Raw genomic sequence first — 16,886 nt, 5'->3', positions numbered from 1 at the left:
CCATAAAGGGGACAGGAGAGAGGCTAGAGCGTTCGCCGACCCTCCAGGGCTTTGGCGAGCGTGACCTCGTCGGCATACTCCAAATCGCCACCGACTGGTAGACCGTGTGCAATCCGCGTGATCTTCAAAGAAAATGGCTTAAGCAAACGCGAGATATACATCGCGGTCGCTTCGCCCTCGACGTTTGGGTTGGTCGCCAAAATCACTTCATCGATATCTTCCTGACCAATCCGCGTCACCAGTTCCTTAATCCGAATATCTTGCGGGCCAATTCCCTCCATCGGTGAGATGGCGCCGTGCAGTACGTGGTAGGTACCGTTGTACTCGTGTGTGCGCTCCATAGCGACGACATCTCGCGGTTCGCCAACGACACAAATGACCAGTTTGTCGCGGCGCGGATCAGCACAAATCGAACAAGGACTCGTTTCCGTGATATTGCAGCAGATGGCGCACTCCGTCAATTTTGTTTTGATATCCTTCAAAGCCTTGGCGAATTCATCGACGTCCTTTTGGTCCATCCCCATCACGTGAAACGCAAGTCGGGCCGCTGTCTTCGGCCCGATGCCTGGCAACTTCATAAACTGTTCAATCATGCGCGAAACAGGTTCTGGATAGCCCCACATTTTAGAACAGTCCCGGGATATTCATGCCCTTTGTGTACTTGCCCATCTCCGACTCCGTCAATTCCGTCACCTTTTGATTGACATCCTGAAATGCGGCTAGAATCAAATCCTGCAGCATTTCCACATCCCCCGCAACATCCGGGTTAATTTCAACGGACAAAAGCTCCTTGTGCCCGTTCATCACCAACTTCACCGCACCACCGCCGGCCGTGCCCTCCACCGTGCGCTCACCCAAGGCTTCCTGCGCCTTCATAATTTCCTCTTGCATTTTCTTCGCCTGTCGCATCAACTGATTCATATTTTTCATGAGTTTCACTCCTTCGTTTCTACAACCACTTTATCCTCGCCGAATAACGCACGTGCTCGACCGACAATATCCTGTTGCTCTGCCCGCTCAGGGCCGTCGTCCGCTCGGGCCAGCGATGCAGTAAACTCGTCCCAATCTTCCTTCAAGAGTGCAAAAATCTGCATCTCGCGTTCCATCATGAGCGATACCGCAGATTCTATCACCCGTCTATCTACCGGCTTCATCACCGCCTCGCGGTGAATGCGGCTCGCAAACGACAGCACGACGGCAAATTCCGTGGCCATCGCAACCTCGCCATGCATCAACCAGGCGTGCGACTGAATACGATCCTGTTTGACTTTGTGCAGGATATCCGGCCAGCGCTCGTGAACCATCGCCTCCACCTGCGGATTCCTATCCCGATACAATCGCGCAAGTGTCTCTCGTTTGCGCCCTGCAGCGGAGATTCGCTGTTCAGCCGCCCGTGAACGCCGCTTCGTTGCAACCGTCTCTTCTTCCGTCGCCACCCGTTCAACACTTTGCTTAGGCGCTTCGTCTGGTGTAGTGGCAGGCGGCTGGACATCCCGTAACGCCGCTGCCGCAGGCGCCGGCGCTGCCGCCGTAACCTCGTCTTTCCGTTGAACCACCGCAGCCGCTACATCGGCCGATGCAGGCGCGACACTCACCTTTGGCGCAGTGGCAATCGACATCAAAGTTGCCTCTAAGGCCAACCGAGGTTGTTCCACATAGCGCAGCTGAGTATACAGTTCTCCCAACTTGGAGACGCCCGAAAGCAGCCAGTTTGTGCTGCAAGTGGGCTTGGTTGTAACGGATCGATACGGGGCGACGGGTTTTCCGTTCAGCGCATCGTCACCGGGAGATAGCATGACAATAAACAAATCGCGCAATACTTGCAATAAGTCGAAGGCAATGCGGCTCGCATCCTTGCCTCCGGCATACCACGAAGAAATTCGATTGAGCACCTCTAAGTACGAGGCATCCATCAAGTCGCTGACCAATGCCAGCAGTTCGCCCGTGTCGACGCCGCCAATCACACTGGCCACGTGCGCCTCATCGATGGTGCCCTGGCCAAACGCAGCGGCTTGCTCCAAAAGCCCAAGGGCATCGCGCATCCCGCCGTCTGCCGCCTCTGCCAATTTCCACAGCGCGCCGACATCACACGTCCAGCCCTGGTGCGCCACGACCTCCTGTAGGCGTTCGACAATCGTTTCCGGTGAGATGCGGTGAAAGTCAAACCTTTGACACCGCGATACAATCGTCCCCGGAATCTTGTGCGCCTCCGTCGTCGCAAGCACGAACAAGACGTGTGCTGGCGGCTCTTCGAGCGTCTTTAAGAGCGCGTTAAACGCCTCTGTGGTCAGCATGTGAACTTCATCCACAATATAAACTTTACGCTTTACGGTAGTCGGTGCGTAATGGACTTTATCGCGCAACTCGCGAATCTCATCGACACCGCGGTTGGATGCCGCGTCGATTTCCTCGACATCGACGTTCGATCCATTGGTAATCGACACACACGCACTACACTCGTTACACGGCTCCGCGCCGTTTCGATGCTCACAATTCACGGCCTTCGCAAACAATTTGGCCGCACTCGTCTTCCCCGTTCCGCGCGGGCCGCAAAACAGGTAAGCGTGCGCAATCTTACCAGACGTAATGGCGTTCGATAAGGTCTGGCGCACATGCGGTTGCCCCATTAAATTTGAAAAGGTCTGGGGGCGCCAAATTCGATAGAGTGCTTGGTAGGACACTGCCGTCCCTCCCTCTGGTTTTACAGTACCACAGCGGGCGGGATGCGACCAAGCCTAGAGGGCAGGAGGTTCCAGGAAACCGACGGGCGCCCCTGCGCCCCGTCATGAGGATAAGGAGTGTGCGTTCCTGCGCAAAAACAGGTTGGTGCGCGACTGGGTTTCGTTCGGCAAACTCACCGTGAACGTCGTGCCAAAGCCTTTGGAGGCGACGCGGATGGTTCCACCATGATCAGCTACAATTCGCTCGCAAATCGCCAATCCAAGCCCTGTCCCCTTGTCTTTCGTCGTGTAAAATGCATCGAAGATCTTGTCGACCAGGTAATAGGGAATTCCGGGCCCCGTGTCGGAAATGTAAATCTCCGTGCGACCCGCGACCTGCTTCGCGCCAATCGCGAGACTCCCCTGTGCGTCCATGGCCTCTACAGCATTCTTAATCAGATGAAGTAAGAGTTGCCGCAACATATCCCGGTCTCCAAAAATCGTTAGACCTTCCGGTATGTCGTACAGGCACTCCACATGACGCTCGCGCGCGTTCGCCTGAATCCACGGGTGGATCTCGTTGAGCAGTTCCGCCATCGGAAACGTCCGCTTATCCATTCGATTCGGTTTCGACAAAAGCAACAATTCGGCGACAAGCGTATTCACCCGTTCGATTTCGCTCATCATCACTTCCACGTACTGGACTTCTTCTTCCATCAACCCTTCGTGCAGGCGATTCTCCAACACTTGTAAGAAGCCTTTCACCGTGGTTAGCGGGTTGCGAATCTCGTGGGCGATACCGGCAGCCACCTTGCCTACGGTGGCCACCCGCTCCAGCCGCTGCGTCTGTTGGTCGAGCGTCGCAAAATTCCCCATATCTTTCATCACGATATACATGCCCTGTACCTGGCCGTCCGCGGCCTGATGCGTGAACGTATCCATCAGCACGTGGCGTACATCCGTACCCACTTCCCAACGAACGACCGCATCCCGGTACTCGCATTCCGTGTTTAAAATGTGCAGCAATATCTGATATTCATCACATTCTTCAGAGAGGACCATCTCCAGAGGAACAATCGATCCGGTCGCTTGCGGCATCCCTATCAATTCCGCCGAGATGTCATTCAAAATGGCGACTGTACCATATTTTGCTAAGTATAGAATCCCTGCATTCAGAAGCTGTGTGTCAGGCAACAAATCCGGTTCAACGGAAAACATCGAATGCTGATCCATACTCCATCACCAGTCCCCTTAAAGAGTCTGAAAAGAGTTCTTTTGCAACGAATATTCCTTATGAGATCAGCAAATCCTCCCGCGTGACAAAACTTCCATTGGCTCGACAACTTCCGACACGCATAGCACAGATGAGCTACCGTTTATCCCGAAACTTTGTGTGCACAAACGCAAAAAAAACAGGCCCTGCCTTTCGAGGCTACGGACCTGTTTACTCGCCACATGACGTCTGACCAAGACCTGACCAGGCACTCCCACGTCGCCCGAAAGGTCTTCCTTAGTGCTGCTTCCGTCAGGACCTGACACGGTTCGGAAGTTTTCGCCGCATGGGACCCAGTCGGGTCTTGGTCAGACATCACGTGAATAGACGATATGTGTTGAGTGAGTGCATGCCTCACTCAACATCGTGGCGGAGAGAGTGGGATTCGAACCCACGAGCCCCTTGCAGAGCTACTCGCTTTCGAGGCGAGCTCTTTCGACCACTCAGACATCTCTCCACATCAAACATCAGTCAAGGTTCTTGCGCCGTTCACGCATTCCCTTGAAAAATTCCCTCAATATATTAGCACAATCCTGTCCTAAAACGCCAGATGTAATGATTGGTGCGTGGTTCCATAATCCGGGCTCTAATAAGGGGAGTTTCGACGTTACTGCCCCACCCTTGGGGTCGTCGGCACCGTAAATCAAACGTCGTATGCGCGACAACATGATGGCACCAGCACACATGGGACAGGGCTCTAGTGTAACATACAGGTCACATTCCGTCAACCGCCAGGCACCGAGTCGTCGGCTCGCCGATTGAATGGCAATCAATTCGGCATGCGCAGTCGGATCCCGCCACGTCTCCCGCAAATTGTACCCTTCGCCAACCACTTCCCCATTCCAGACGACAATTGCGCCTATCGGCACCTCTTGTTGCGCGCGAGCCACTTGTGCTTGCGCGAGTGCCAATCGCATGAAATCGTCGTCCGTCCTGTACATCTCCACGCCTTTACACCCTTTCGCCAGTCAACAACCCATGATGCGGCTGCCGTCCAACGACCTCCGCCGCTCGAATCAATTCCGCCAAGACGTCAGATTGCCACTGTGGGTGCATGTAGTCGGCTTTCACATAAGTCCCACCTTGGTCGGTCGACACGTAGCGCGCAGGCAAATGATTGAGCGCAATCGCCAATATATCGTCTAAACACTGCGCACACGAGCACTGAACGACACCTTGAACTTCCGGCGAAGCAATCATTTCTTTCGCCAATCTCTCAGTCACGTTATAAACCGTCATACACAAATCTCTCCCTCCATCCATGCGTCGTTGACGCCACTCACGTGGCATGCGCATAAATTGGCGCTGAACACGAAGGAGGTCATCGAACTGACACGCGGACGTCTCAATCCAAGCAGAATGTTCCTGGATAAATGGCAGATGTACCTCGCTTTGACGCACGACGCCATCCAGGGATTGCGAATTCCCTACACGCTCTTGATGAATCAATGCACAGCCACTCGGCTGGAAGGCCAGTCGGCTTGGTATATCAAGCCGGTGGACACTTGGGGCGGACACCAAATCGCTCGCTGTGAGCAATCTGGCGAACACAGCTGGACACTTCTTCACCAAACTGGACGAACCCTCTATTATCGCCGCACCCAAGCACTCCTTGACCACCTACACATGTTGTACCACCCATTGACCACGATTGTACAGCAGGCAGCGCCAATTGTAACTTGGCAAGGGAGGCCGTTTGACATTCGCGTATTGTGTCAGCGGCAATCTGATGCGTGGCTCATCGCAGGTACGCTCGCCCGCGTCGCCCAGACAGACAGTATCGTCTCGAATATCGGGACCGGACGCGGCGAAGTGCACGAAACCCGTGAAATCCTGCGCGAAATCTATCCAAAGACGGTAAAGCGACGCCGCGTACAAAACAAGCTGAACCAAGTCAGTCTGAAAATCTGTCATGTACTAGACACGTACGCGTCGTTTGACGAGGTCGGCATCGATTACGGACTGGGGGCAGAAGGACAACTTTGGCTATTTGAAGTCAATACCAACGACAGATTGGGGGGCCCCAGTCACCAACTGTTTGCGCAACTCCCCGACAAAACCGTTTACGAGCAAATCGAGGCGCGTGCCGCAGAGAGTCGCCGGCAATGGCTTTCGACATTGCTAAGTGATCTCTTTTTCACCTAAAGATGAATCACAACCGTCACATCCGCCCACACCGTTGCATACAGTGTGGGTATGTTTTGGGCGCCCCCGCCTGATGGGAACAGAGACAATCGTGGGGAGGACTGAATCACATGTGCGGTATTGCAGGTTGGGTGGATTGGTCACGTGATCTGACGAGTGAGACAGAGACTGTAAAACACATGGGCGAAGCACTGACTTCAAGGGGACCAGACACGGCTGGATTTTGGTCGCATCCACACGCGCTGTTTGCGCATCGCCGTCTCATCGTAGTCGATCCCGACGGCGGCGTTCAGCCCATGGTCAGACGCTTTGGCGACAAGGAGTACACCCTCGTATACAACGGCGAGCTGTATAACACAGAAGATATCCGCAAAGAGCTGTTGGCGCTTGGCTTCAAGTTTCAATCCTATTCCGACACGGAGGTCGTGCTGGTCTCGTATGTCGCATGGGGTGAGGCTTGTGTTGAGAAATTTAACGGGATCTTTGCGTTTGCCATCTGGGATAACACAAACCACCGGCTGTTTATGGCTCGGGATAGGCTCGGTGTCAAACCGCTGTTCTACAGCCGACTGGGGCACGGCATCGTCTTCGGATCGGAACTAAAGGCGATTTTGGCGCATCCCGCCATTGACCCGGTCGTCACCACGGAAGGACTTGCGGAGGTATTTGCCATCGGCCCAGCGAGATCGCCTGGTGTAGGCATTTTTGAAAATATCGAAGAGGTACGGGCGGGTCACCTGTTGATTGGCACGCCAGATGACATCACCATCCGCCAGTACTGGAAGCTGCAGAGCTATGAACATACGGACTCACTGGAGAAGACAGTCGAAACGGTCCGCGAACTGATGATTGACATCGTCGAACGACAACTCATCTCCGACGTGCCCATCGCGACATTTTTATCCGGCGGCCTCGACTCCAGCGTGGTCTCCGCGATTGCCGCGCGCTATTTCGCACAACAAGGGCGAGACGCGCTGCATACCTTCGCCATCGAATTTAAAGATATGGAAAAACATTTCCAGGCCAACGCGTTCCAAAAGAGCCTTGACGGGCCATGGGCACAACTGATCTCCGAACATATCGGCAGCATCCATCACCGCGTCATCTTCGACACGCCCGATTTGGAGGCTCATTTACTCGACCCGCTCTTCACGCGCGATTTGCCCGGCATGGCGGATATCGACACGTCGCTCTATCTATTCTGTAAAGCGGTCAAAGAGCACGTCACCGTGGCGTTGTCTGGAGAGGCCGCCGACGAGGTATTTGGCGGTTATCCGTGGTTCCATCGAGAGGAATCGCTCAAGGCGGACACATTTCCGTGGTCGCTGCGGCTCGCCGAACGAGTCAACATCATGTCGGATGAGCTAAAGGCTGAAATCCACCCATACGAGTACGTGCAAATGCGCTACCGACAGGCGCTCGACGAAGTGCCTCGACTCGCCGGGGAATCGGCCCGCGATGCGCGGATTCGCGAAATTGGCTACCTGAGCATCACGCGGTTTATGCCAACGCTGTTGGATAGAAAAGACAGAATGAGCATGGGCAATGGCCTTGAAGTACGGGTGCCGTTCTGCGATCACCGACTGGTCGAATACGTCTTCAACATCCCATGGGAGATGAAAACCGTCGGCAATGAGACAAAAGGCATCCTCCGCAAAGCGATGGAAGGCTTCTTGCCACACGATGCACTGTATCGCAAAAAGAGCCCGTATCCATCGACACCGAATCCCGATTATCTGGCACTTGTACGCAGCAAAGCCCTCGCGATGCTCGACGACAAAAATTCGCCGATTCACCCCTTTGTGGATGAAAATGCAGTGCGTGCGTTAGCCGCGATGAGCCATAACAAAATGGAACACCGTCCGTGGTTTGGCCAAATCATGGGCACCGCCCAAATGTTCCATTACCTCTACGAAACCAATGAATGGTTAAAGCAGTACAACGTCATCGTTCGTTAATCATTCGTTCACGCAAACGCCCTCTCCGATGCCCGGGTGCGTCGCCACAGCAAAGAGCCGCCTGTCCACGTTGCGACAGGCGGCTCTTTCTGCGCGCGGGATAGCACAAGACGAAAAGAGACATCGCATCCCTCGTGCAAACGTCACCCAATATCGCGGGCGACGCCTAACCGATACACATACTCCGCGAGGAATTCAATGGCCTCAAGGTGCCGCCGCGCGGCCTCCGGCGTATCCCCCCAAGCGTAAATCCCATGGTTCCTGACGAATACGGCTGGCACTTCAGCATGCGCCGCCTCGGCAACAGCTTGGCCAAGACGCGCTAGGTCCGCGTAATTCGGGACGATGGGTATACTGACTTCTGCATCTTCCTCCCAGTGTCCCAAGGCCTTCAGCAACTCGTGGCCATGAATGGGCACCGCCCCCTCGTCCCCATACAGTTCACTGACCAGATTATTAAATACCGTGTGAACGTGCAGGATGCTGCCACACGAAAACTTGCGGTACAACTCGATATGGACACTCGTCTCCGCTGACGGCCGATACGCGGTCTCCGTTTGTACCTGCATATGTTCATCAATACATAAGATGTCGTCCGCCTGCAGCCTCTGTTTGTCCGCACCGCTGCGGGTAATGGCAATTTTCATCGGATCCCGCTCGACCAGCACCGAGAGATTTCCACTGGTCGCCGGCAACCAGCCCTTGTGACTGCAAAATTGCGCCAACGAGATAACCGCTTGCGCGGCTTCATCAAAGGTGTGCATATAGATTCGAGCCCCCATCCTCAATCACATCGACAATATCGTAGAACGTATCAAATGGTGACGCGGGCAGCGCTTGGTCGCGAACGAGATCGAGCAGACGAGCGCGGGCAAAGACGTAGTCCGCCTCCAACGCTGCCTTGAAATCTGTCACACCGTCGCCAACCACAATGAAGCGCGTCTGTCCATCGGCCAATTGGCGCATCACACTCGGTTTGCACAATCCACAGTCACCGGTACACGCATCATCGCAGAGAACCCCCCATTTCACGCGGCAGCGTGGGCCGCTGAGATCGAGTTGATTACAGTAGATATCCACAGGTGTGGATAAGCTGTGGATAACGGGGTGGACAAAAAAATCAAAGCCACCACTGACAATTGCGACTTTCCAACCAAGTTGTCCACAGCTGTGGATAAATTCCTGAAAACCTGGTCTCACCACTGTATTCCGCCTCGCGAATGCTGCGATTTCCTCGAAGCGCGCGGACGGCAGCAGTTGGAACATCTCCTCGACACCTGCGCGCACGGTCTTCTCCCCGCGATAGACCGCCTGAATGATAGGCTCGGCCTCATCCGGTACGAACTCGCGCATAATGGTCGCAATCATATCCTTCTCTGCGATGGTTCCATCAAAGTCACAGATGACACGAACGTTCACGAAGGGGTCCCCCACTTCTCCAACGCTTGGCGCAATACGTCACTTTCCTTGGCTGCGTCGGCCAGTGACCAGCCTCCCTGAACCGCGCGAATGGCTTCCACGAACGCCTGTCCTCCTGCAGCAGGGCCGCCTGGATGACCATGAATTCCGCCGCCTGCGTTGACAATCAAGTCATTGCCAAAGTCGCGGTACAACTGTGGAACCAACCCCGGATAAATCCCAGCTGACGGCGCTGGCAACGCGGGCCTGTGGACAGACTCGCTGCGCAAGTGCCCGATAAGCCGCGCTGTAGCGGCCTCTCCAAGCACGACAGAACCGTACATCGACGGGAAAATCACCATGTCGGCTCCCGCCATTCGGGCCAATTGGCCCAACACAATGTCAGCTTCTATGCCATATGTATCCCCGCCGTAGAGGGCGCCGGACACTGCTGGATGCGCAAGAATTGGCACATTGATCTCCGGATCAGCGGCCAACGCCGCGACGACATCGTACCCGTAAGCCACCATGTTGACCAACAACGCACCTGCCCCCAGCTCTGCAAGCTTTTGTGCGCGTTGTTGCAACTGGTGTACAGGGCCAGTCAAGTTGACGGCATACGCCGTCTCGCGCCCAGTTTTCTCAGCCACTCGTTGCGCGGCAGCTCGATAGGCGACCACGCGCGCCTCCGGCGTCGCATAAGCCTCGGTGAAGAATATTTCGTCGTCTTTGACGAGATCGATCCCGCCTCGCGCCTGTGCCTCAAACTGCTCAACCAATTCCGGCAGCGTAAGCCCCACGCAGGCTTTGAAAATACTCATGACAAGCGGGCGCGTTTCGACGTTGTAGCGCGCGCGACACCCGCTGACACCAAACTTGGGCCCTGGAAACTGCGCGGCGAGCTGGTTAGGAATCTGCAACCGAATGAGACGAATTTCACCATCCATTGACAGTTTCCCAAACACCGTTGTCAACAGAGATGCAAACGTCCCGTCGAAGTTCGCCTGTGGATAACCGATGGAGATCTCCGCGATGACGCGACCACCTGATACCTCGTCAATCACCTCAATGCCTTCCACTTGTCCACAATGCAAGGCCACCTGTTGATGGCGGGTTTGCACAAGTTCAGTCCAGCTTCCTATCGTCAAACCGACGGCGATGCCTTCGGCGCGCTTCGCCAGCGCCTGTGGATTGTCTATCACACGGTACGTGGCAATCACCATCTGTGGATGGTTGTCCTGGCGTTCATCCATAACCTGTCTCACTCCTACCGTTTCATCATCAACATCATGGCATACCGGCCAATTCGATGTATAGCGGGGCAGCCCGAAAAACTATCGAAATGTGTGTAAAGTGATTGACATTCCACATTTCCACAACCCATTCACACATTACTCACACACTTATCCACAAATTTCTGTGGATAAGTGTGTTAAATCGGTGGATAACTCCAGATCATTCTCGTTTTCACAAACGTTCAGAACCGCCGCACAGTACGTAGACAAAACAGCACTCGTTCTCTTAAGATAGAACAATCAAACAACATGATAGTCATGTGATTGTGAAATCATAAATAGGAGGGCTTGCCTGTGGCCACCATTCGCGTGCGAAATACCAACGAAGTCATTGAGGGCGAGGCAGCGGTTCGCGCTTTTTTGACGGCCAATGACGTCTATTATGACCACTGGGATGTAAGTGTCATTCCCGCGCCGCTACAAAATAAGTACGACTTGACGGACGCTGAGAAGGAGGAAATCCTCGCTTCACTGAAAGGGTACATCGAGGATCTCAGCGCGAAGCGCGGTTATGTCAAGTGGGATCTGATCTCCTTGTCCGATACCACGCCGAACATCGAGGAGCTCCTGCAAAAATTTGAACAGGTTCATACACATACAGAAGACGAAGTGCGCGCCATCGCATCCGGGAGCGGCATTTTTGTCATTAAGGGCAATGACGGCTATTTCGACGTGATTCTCGAAGCGGGTGATGTCATTTCCGTTCCAGAGGGAAATCCGCATTTCTTCACGCTGACCGATGAGCGGAAAGTGGTCGCTGTTCGCCTGTTTATCGATCCCGCCGGTTGGGTCGCCCACCCCTTCTACGACCCCGCCTTCCAAAAGGCGTAAACCCATCTTGAAAAACAACAGGGACCACGCGCTTGCGTGGTCCCTGTTGCTGTTGTACCGCAATATTTGTGATGGGATCCAAGTTAGCACGTTGTGGTTGCCACCGGAGCCGCAGGAACGAACAGGAAGAACAGAACGAAGATGATCAAAAAGACAACTGCCCAACGCGTATACCCACCGAAAACACCGTACATCTTACATCCTCCTCTTTTGTGTTGCGTCGCTATAGGGTATGGTCGGGGTGTCTTTCGTGAGCAGGGCATTCGCCCGGGTACCGAGGCAGAGCAGCGTCGCGCGAACGCGTTTTTCCTACGCGGAACCGCTCCTCTCGGGCGCGGACGCCTAAACAAAAAAAGAGCCCCCAGACGGGGACTCCTCGGTTTGGCGGAGCTGACGGGATTCGAACCCGCGGTCTCCTGCGTGACAGGCAGGCATGTTAGGCCTCTACACCACAGCTCCACGTGGTTGCGGGGGCAGGACTTGAACCTGCGACCTTCGGGTTATGAGCCCGACGAGCTGCCAACTGCTCCACCCCGCGTCAGATATGGTGGGTCATGAAGGAATCGAACCTTCAACCTGCCGATTAAGAGTCGGATGCTCTGCCAATTGAGCTAATGACCCACACGAATCGAGAACGGTGATTAATATAACAAAGACGATGGAGCTCTGTCAACTATTCATTGAGCGTAATATTCTCCACTTCGAACTCGCGCAACTCAGGCACAAACGGGCGCCCCTGTTCGGCTCGCTCCTCCAAAAACTTGCGCACCATCTTTTTCACGTCTTGAATCGCATGTCCCTTATTTTGACGAAGCACCTGACACATTGGAATCTCCGCACAAGTCGCAATGTGCATTCCGTCCGGCAATTGAAAGATTGAAATGTGCAATTTCATAAGACAAGCGCCTCCTCCGCGAATACCCACCTGGATTGTATCACGGCAGACGCACATCCCAAAAGATTACGCCTTTGATATCAACAGGACGTCTTGCGCAAGGATGTCGCACGCTTCTAATGTCTGACGAATATCCTCGGCCAAATCGTGCATAATCAGCTGCGCCTCATCGTTCGTGAGCCCATCCTCAACAATGACATCTTGATTGACCAAGAGATGAATCGAATCGACACACGCGCGACGAACGCGAAACGGCCTCGTCAAGCGCCGGCGAACATGGTAAATACAAATACGCTGTACCAAACTGTCGACAAGCCTGCGCTCTTTATCCGTCAGCGCAATCCCGGGATGCCTTACTTGTACTTGCAACACCTCAACCATTGCGAAAGCTCCTTAATTCAACACCGATAGTCTCTTTGCTATCGATTCTACTAGGAGTTCCTCCGTTTGTCGTTGGTGAGTGTTGCTAGTAACAGAATCTCTTTCCGGCACTCGCGATTCCAACCACACCGCACAGCTTAGTGAAAGCGGTGCGAATGTTTGCGCTCGTGCCGGCCATTGGCTATCCAATCGTGCAATTGTACGCCGTCCAACTCGCCTTCCACATACGTGCCATATGGCGCGACGTACGCTGGCAGCCAACCGTTGTTCCGCGCCCAGTCCAATGCTTCCTGCGGACTCGGATGGCCCGTAATCGGGTGACCTTTGCCGTCCGTGGTCACCACCCAATAATTGTCGGGTTTACGATCCCCCGTAACCGTCCAATCCCCTTTATAGTCATTAATGATAGGTAAATCCTCCGCTTCAAAATAAAAACCCAAACTGGAAAGTTTCTCGTGGTGCTCTTCTCGGCTCACCAGCTTCTCCCCCTTTGCGAGTCCTAGCTTACCCGCCGGGAAACGCGCTTATGTGCGAGGGGGCGCGATCGGCATGCCGGAAACGCAATGGCGGTCGGGCCGCGGGGGAGCGCCGGGAGCGCCGGGAGCGCCGGGAGCGCCGGGAGCGCCGGGAACAGCCGGGAACAGCCGGAAGCCACGCCCAGATTGTCTTATTAAGACACCGCCGCCCCTTTTGCGCCAATTAAGGCTTGGAAAATGCCTTATTTCGCTTGTTGGGGCACGATTTCCGGTAAATCCTCGCACATAGAGCAGATTTTCTACCTTATTCGCCTCCCAACCATCGAAACGCGACAAATAAGGCAGAAAAGTTGCCTTATGTCGCGGGCGATGCCCCGGTGCAGGGCCTCCGGTGCGCCGTCCAATGGCCCGGGTGCCCCACTCCGCCCACCGCCCACCAGCCACCCCGGCCCAACCGCCCCGCATTCGATCCCGACCGCCCAGCCGCGTTGTCGCCCACAAATACAGCAAGGGGCCATCCCAAGCCATCTACGATGACATTGGGACAGCCCCAGCCCGGCTCAACAGTCGTTTGTTTTGTTTATCCGTGGAACAGCGCTGCGCCGAGGATTAACAGAACGTCTGTAATCACCCAACCCGTGACACGGGTACCTTTACTCCGGCGCCGACTGGTGAAGATGTGCGCGATGATGATGGCCACGACCATGAAAATTGGATGCCAGACAAAGGAAGCGGCGGGTTTTGCCGTGATCCAGGTGATGATACCAATGATAATCTGCAAATCCATTAGACCAATCGCGGCACCCCGAAGACCTTTTGGTGCGCCGGAACGCGTGGAGATTTCCCAAACCGTCACCACGATATCTAAGAGAATCAGCAGAAGACCATAAATCATATGGAAAGCAATCACATATGTTCCTCCTTGCTTGTACAAAGCTATCTCCAGATTACCGCCTAGCTTGCGCCTTGTGCAACGGATTCAGCCGAATATTCGTGGCGAGACGACAAACAATACGCAGGTACACGATTGATTCCTGTCATGGAGGCGATGTCGATGAAGTCTGTTGCAGTGGAACAAGGGCTGACTCCTGTAAAGCAATACCTGGAAGAGCGTGGATGTCAAGTGGTGGACATGACGGCAGACCAACCGCAATCCCAGCCGGGGGTGTGTGCCATCGTGATCACCGGGGCCGACAAAAATGTAATGGGCATTCAAACCGTGGTCAACAATGTCCCCGTGATTTCTGCGGACGGCTTGACTCCTGAAGACGTCTACCATCGCGTGCAGGAATTCATTCATTAAGCAAAACGCAGGGCGGGCCACATACTGCCCGTCCTGCGTCTTCACGTGATATAAGCCGATAACAGATTTCACTGAAACACCAAGCGCGCTGCGCCGAGAACGCCCGCCTGTGAACCCAGTGTCGCCGGTACAATGGTGCAGGATCGACTCACGCGCACCAGCGCATCCCGCGCAAATGCCGCCCGCAGTGGTTCAATCAATGCATCGCCTGCGCCGACGACGCCACCGGCAATAATAATGACATCCGGGTTGAGCAAATTCGCACCAATGGAGAGCCCGAGCGACAGCCAGTGAATCATGTCCGCTACAGCCACCTGTGCGATTTCGTTGCCATCTGCGGCGAGATCAAATACTTCTTTCGCAGTTAATTCCTCTGATTGCCCAACGAGACCAGCTTCCTTGGCGTGGCGCACTAAAGCGGTTGCGGACGACAGCGTCTCAAGACAACCGTGGTGCCCACAGTTGCACAACTCCCCGTCATTCTTCACCTGAATATGGCCAATTTCGCCCGCCATCGTGGACACGCCGCGATGGATGCGCCCGTCGATAACGATCCCCCCGCCAACACCGGTCCCCAATGTCACACACAGTGCCGTGCGTGCATCTCGACCCGCTCCGAGCCATACCTCGCCCAATGCAGCAACATTGGCGTCATTATCCATTCGCACCGATTTGCCCAAGGCGTTCGACAACAAATCGCCAATCGGTACGTTGTACCAGTGCAGGTTGACCGATTCTTCCACCCAACCCTTGTCTACGTCCATGAAGGCAGCGAGGCCAACACCCGCGCCCGTGACGCTATCCCACACAATATCGTTTTTTTGTGCTAACGCTTTGGCGTATTCTGCGACTTCCAACGAAAACCGTTCCGGGCCGCGAGCCGGATCCGTCGGGATGGACCCTTGCGCGATAACGGTTCCATCTTCCTTGACAAATGCTACTTTGACGTTCGTTCCGCCAACATCTATTCCTAGTGCCACACGTTCGGTCATCCTGAAAGTTCCTTTCCCAGTTGCGCCCGTCTCCCATCAATGAGCGGACACTTTTGTAGTCTTCACTGCCGCTGCTCGTACAAAATTTACGATGACACCCCGAATTTTAGTCCGTCGAGTATTGTATCATGTCTACGCTTCAACTGAAGCCAGTTTTTCTTGAAAGCCCTTCAAGCAATTGGTGCGAGTTCCATCCCTGACGTTATCCTCCGCGTATTTTACCACAGCGCCTGAACCATCGCGTAATACCTTTCTAACGACGCCTGTGATGCGCTCTATGAAGTCTTGTACCGAATGCGCGAATTTCATTTATTCCTTCGAGAGGCGTATGATATTTGGTAGTTCATTTTCAAGGGGTGGCAATTTCGTGAGACGTCTCTCGCAAGGCAAAACGATATTTCTTATCGCATTTCTCGTTATCATGTGGGGCGTCAACTGGCCGTTGTCAAAAACCGCCTTACAATATACGCCGCCCATTCTCTTCGCGGGGATTCGCACGTTGTTGGGTGGCGGTCTACTGCTACTGGTCGCCCTACCCAAACGCCGACAATTGCAATTCAAGCGGCATTGGAAAATTTATCTGGCGTCAAGCGGGCTCAACATCGTCCTGTTTTACGGGCTGCAGACCGTTGGATTAGGTTATCTACCGGCCGGACTCTTCTCTGTCATCGTCTTTTTGCAGCCAGTTCTGCTCGGAATTCTATCCTGGCTTTGGCTCGGTGAAGCGATGTACGGGTTAAAAGTGATTGGACTGATTCTTGGCTTCGCGGGCGTCGCTATCGTCAGTGCAGGCAGTCTGTCTGGTCACGTCTCCGTCATCGGCATTCTGCTCGCAATTGGCACCGCCATCGCCTGGGCACTGGGTACGGCGTTCGTCAAGAAACGAGGCGACGTGGTCGACTCCATTTGGCTCGTCACCGTCCAACTCATTGTCGGCGGATTGTTCATGACAGGCGTCGGCTCGACGGTGGAGCGCTGGTCGGATATCCAGTGGAGCCTGTCCTTTGTCGGATTGCTCCTGTTCATCTCGATTTTCGTGATTGCGGCGGGATGGCTGGCCTTCTTTACGCTCATCGGCGCAGGAGAAGCGACCAAAGTCGCTTCCTATACGTTCCTCATCCCGCTCATCGCAATCCTTGCAAGCGCCCTGTTTTTACACGAACGTGTCACGATTTATCTGCTAGTCGGGTTGGTTTTCATTCTCGTCAGTATCTACTTTGTCAACCGACCACGCAGACGAGCACAGCCAAACGACCAACAGGTGGTATCCTCCTAAGCG

Annotated in this window: 19 protein-coding genes, 4 tRNA genes and 1 other RNA gene; 5 read left to right on the top strand and 19 right to left on the bottom strand. The window is 54.4% G+C overall.

What is annotated here, in order from left to right:
- Positions 1-23: 23 nt before the first annotated feature.
- The 8 genes from recR to K1I37_RS01160 form a co-directional block, all read right to left on the bottom strand.
- Positions 24-623, bottom strand: coding sequence for a recombination mediator RecR (recR, locus tag K1I37_RS01195; protein ID WP_021294676.1), 600 nt, complete (start codon positions 621-623; stop codon positions 24-26).
- 1 nt (position 624) lies between these two features.
- Positions 625-930 carry a YbaB/EbfC family nucleoid-associated protein gene (locus tag K1I37_RS01190; RefSeq protein WP_021294677.1) on the bottom strand — a complete coding sequence of 102 codons (306 nt, stop codon included), beginning with the start codon at positions 928-930 and terminating at the stop codon, positions 625-627.
- 5 nt (positions 931-935) lie between these two features.
- The gene (gene dnaX, locus K1I37_RS01185; RefSeq protein WP_021294678.1) at positions 936-2,681 is read right to left on the bottom strand and encodes a DNA polymerase III subunit gamma/tau; all 1,746 of its coding nucleotides are present in this window, start codon (positions 2,679-2,681) and stop codon (positions 936-938) included.
- 102 nt (positions 2,682-2,783) lie between these two features.
- On the bottom strand, positions 2,784-3,893 hold the full coding sequence (locus tag K1I37_RS01180) for a two-component system sensor histidine kinase NtrB (protein WP_021294679.1): 1,110 nt from the start codon (positions 3,891-3,893) through the stop codon (positions 2,784-2,786).
- 216 nt (positions 3,894-4,109) lie between these two features.
- An RNA gene (gene ffs / locus K1I37_RS01175) (signal recognition particle sRNA large type) lies at positions 4,110-4,305 on the bottom strand.
- A tRNA-Ser gene (locus K1I37_RS01170) sits at positions 4,301-4,390 on the bottom strand. The genes ffs and K1I37_RS01170 overlap by 5 nt, the downstream gene beginning before the upstream one ends.
- 10 nt (positions 4,391-4,400) lie before the next feature.
- A complete protein-coding gene (gene tadA / locus K1I37_RS01165) occupies positions 4,401-4,874 on the bottom strand; it encodes a tRNA adenosine(34) deaminase TadA (protein WP_031217620.1) in 474 nt (157 codons plus the stop codon).
- A gap of 10 nt (positions 4,875-4,884) precedes the next feature.
- Positions 4,885-5,172 carry a late competence development ComFB family protein gene (locus K1I37_RS01160; RefSeq protein ID WP_040440655.1) on the bottom strand — a complete coding sequence of 96 codons (288 nt, stop codon included), beginning with the start codon at positions 5,170-5,172 and terminating at the stop codon, positions 4,885-4,887.
- A gap of 60 nt (positions 5,173-5,232) precedes the next feature.
- Here K1I37_RS01160 and K1I37_RS01155 point away from each other — a divergent pair, with 60 nt between their 5' ends.
- Together K1I37_RS01155 and asnB are read left to right on the top strand one after the other, a co-directional pair.
- Entirely contained in the window at positions 5,233-6,078 is an 846-nt protein-coding gene (locus K1I37_RS01155) for a YheC/YheD family protein (RefSeq protein WP_021294682.1), read from the top strand.
- Positions 6,079-6,188: 110 nt separating this feature from the next.
- Positions 6,189-8,036, top strand: a complete 1,848-nt coding sequence (gene asnB, locus K1I37_RS01150) for an asparagine synthase (glutamine-hydrolyzing) (RefSeq protein ID WP_021294683.1) — start codon at positions 6,189-6,191, stop codon at positions 8,034-8,036.
- 143 nt (positions 8,037-8,179) lie between these two features.
- On the opposite strand, the gene mtnB is transcribed toward asnB, so the two are convergent.
- From mtnB to K1I37_RS01135, 3 genes are read right to left on the bottom strand one after another with little or no spacing between them, the layout of a single operon-like run.
- On the bottom strand, positions 8,180-8,800 hold the full coding sequence (mtnB, locus tag K1I37_RS01145; RefSeq protein WP_021294684.1) for a methylthioribulose 1-phosphate dehydratase: 621 nt from the start codon (positions 8,798-8,800) through the stop codon (positions 8,180-8,182).
- Positions 8,787-9,455, bottom strand: coding sequence for an MtnX-like HAD-IB family phosphatase (locus tag K1I37_RS01140; protein WP_021294685.1), 669 nt, complete (start codon positions 9,453-9,455; stop codon positions 8,787-8,789). The genes mtnB and K1I37_RS01140 overlap by 14 nt, the downstream gene beginning before the upstream one ends.
- Positions 9,452-10,687, bottom strand: a complete 1,236-nt coding sequence (locus K1I37_RS01135; RefSeq protein WP_021294686.1) for a 2,3-diketo-5-methylthiopentyl-1-phosphate enolase — start codon at positions 10,685-10,687, stop codon at positions 9,452-9,454. Before K1I37_RS01135 ends, K1I37_RS01140 begins: the two co-directional genes overlap by 4 nt.
- 336 nt (positions 10,688-11,023) lie before the next feature.
- On the opposite strand from K1I37_RS01135, the gene K1I37_RS01130 reads away from it, so the two are divergent.
- On the top strand, positions 11,024-11,560 hold the full coding sequence (locus K1I37_RS01130; RefSeq protein WP_021294687.1) for a 1,2-dihydroxy-3-keto-5-methylthiopentene dioxygenase: 537 nt from the start codon (positions 11,024-11,026) through the stop codon (positions 11,558-11,560).
- A 382-nt stretch (positions 11,561-11,942) separates the two neighbouring features.
- Here the strand turns inward: K1I37_RS01130 and K1I37_RS01125 are convergent.
- The 7 genes from K1I37_RS01125 to K1I37_RS01095 all read right to left on the bottom strand — a co-directional run bounded on the left by K1I37_RS01125 (position 11,943) and on the right by K1I37_RS01095 (position 14,222).
- Positions 11,943-12,019, bottom strand: a tRNA-Asp gene (locus tag K1I37_RS01125).
- Positions 12,020-12,022: 3 nt separating this feature from the next.
- Positions 12,023-12,098, bottom strand: a tRNA-Met gene (locus tag K1I37_RS01120).
- A 7-nt stretch (positions 12,099-12,105) separates the two neighbouring features.
- Positions 12,106-12,181, bottom strand: a tRNA-Lys gene (locus tag K1I37_RS01115).
- 52 nt (positions 12,182-12,233) lie between these two features.
- On the bottom strand, positions 12,234-12,455 hold the full coding sequence (locus tag K1I37_RS01110) for a hypothetical protein (RefSeq protein ID WP_021294695.1): 222 nt from the start codon (positions 12,453-12,455) through the stop codon (positions 12,234-12,236).
- Between the two features lie 66 nt (positions 12,456-12,521).
- Positions 12,522-12,836: a hypothetical protein gene (locus K1I37_RS01105; protein ID WP_021294696.1), complete on the bottom strand. Its 315-nt coding sequence runs from the start codon at positions 12,834-12,836 to the stop codon at positions 12,522-12,524.
- 137 nt (positions 12,837-12,973) lie between these two features.
- Entirely contained in the window at positions 12,974-13,312 is a 339-nt protein-coding gene (locus tag K1I37_RS01100) for a hypothetical protein (protein WP_021294697.1), read from the bottom strand.
- A 580-nt stretch (positions 13,313-13,892) separates the two neighbouring features.
- Positions 13,893-14,222 carry a hypothetical protein gene (locus tag K1I37_RS01095; protein ID WP_021294698.1) on the bottom strand — a complete coding sequence of 110 codons (330 nt, stop codon included), beginning with the start codon at positions 14,220-14,222 and terminating at the stop codon, positions 13,893-13,895.
- Positions 14,223-14,366: 144 nt separating this feature from the next.
- On the opposite strand from K1I37_RS01095, the gene K1I37_RS01090 reads away from it, so the two are divergent.
- Positions 14,367-14,615, top strand: a complete 249-nt coding sequence (locus K1I37_RS01090) for a YkuS family protein (protein WP_021294699.1) — start codon at positions 14,367-14,369, stop codon at positions 14,613-14,615.
- A 68-nt stretch (positions 14,616-14,683) separates the two neighbouring features.
- On the opposite strand, the gene K1I37_RS01085 is transcribed toward K1I37_RS01090, so the two are convergent.
- A complete protein-coding gene (locus tag K1I37_RS01085) occupies positions 14,684-15,607 on the bottom strand; it encodes an ROK family protein (protein ID WP_031217633.1) in 924 nt (307 codons plus the stop codon).
- Positions 15,608-15,974: 367 nt separating this feature from the next.
- On the opposite strand from K1I37_RS01085, the gene K1I37_RS01080 reads away from it, so the two are divergent.
- Complete coding sequence (locus tag K1I37_RS01080) at positions 15,975-16,883, top strand: DMT family transporter (protein ID WP_021294701.1); 909 nt, start codon at positions 15,975-15,977, stop codon at positions 16,881-16,883.
- Positions 16,884-16,886: the final 3 nt, after the last annotated feature.

The sequence above is a fragment of the Alicyclobacillus acidoterrestris genome (assembly GCF_022674245.1).
GTDB classification, from domain to species: Bacteria; Bacillota; Bacilli; order Alicyclobacillales; family Alicyclobacillaceae; genus Alicyclobacillus; species Alicyclobacillus acidoterrestris.
The sequence above is the reverse complement of the archived record's forward strand: the minus strand, read 5'-3'. Positions and strand labels throughout refer to the sequence as shown.

What these genes read in the sequence shown, in the direction of transcription:
- asnB (WP_021294683.1), top strand. Translation starts at nt 6,189, where the DNA reads ATGTGCGGTATTGCAGGTTGGGTGGATTGGTCACGTGATCTGACGAGT.
- K1I37_RS01110 (WP_021294695.1), bottom strand. Translation starts at nt 12,455, where the DNA reads ATGAAATTGCACATTTCAATCTTTCAATTGCCGGACGGAATGCACATT.
- K1I37_RS01085 (WP_031217633.1), bottom strand. Translation starts at nt 15,607, where the DNA reads ATGACCGAACGTGTGGCACTAGGAATAGATGTTGGCGGAACGAACGTC.
- K1I37_RS01135 (WP_021294686.1), bottom strand. Translation starts at nt 10,687, where the DNA reads ATGGATGAACGCCAGGACAACCATCCACAGATGGTGATTGCCACGTAC.
- tadA (WP_031217620.1), bottom strand. Translation starts at nt 4,874, where the DNA reads ATGTACAGGACGGACGACGATTTCATGCGATTGGCACTCGCGCAAGCA.
- K1I37_RS01105 (WP_021294696.1), bottom strand. Translation starts at nt 12,836, where the DNA reads ATGGTTGAGGTGTTGCAAGTACAAGTAAGGCATCCCGGGATTGCGCTG.
- recR (WP_021294676.1), bottom strand. Translation starts at nt 623, where the DNA reads ATGTGGGGCTATCCAGAACCTGTTTCGCGCATGATTGAACAGTTTATG.
- mtnB (WP_021294684.1), bottom strand. Translation starts at nt 8,800, where the DNA reads ATGCACACCTTTGATGAAGCCGCGCAAGCGGTTATCTCGTTGGCGCAA.
- K1I37_RS01160 (WP_040440655.1), bottom strand. Translation starts at nt 5,172, where the DNA reads ATGACGGTTTATAACGTGACTGAGAGATTGGCGAAAGAAATGATTGCT.
- K1I37_RS01090 (WP_021294699.1), top strand. Translation starts at nt 14,367, where the DNA reads ATGAAGTCTGTTGCAGTGGAACAAGGGCTGACTCCTGTAAAGCAATAC.
- K1I37_RS01180 (WP_021294679.1), bottom strand. Translation starts at nt 3,893, where the DNA reads ATGGATCAGCATTCGATGTTTTCCGTTGAACCGGATTTGTTGCCTGAC.
- K1I37_RS01190 (WP_021294677.1), bottom strand. Translation starts at nt 930, where the DNA reads ATGAAAAATATGAATCAGTTGATGCGACAGGCGAAGAAAATGCAAGAG.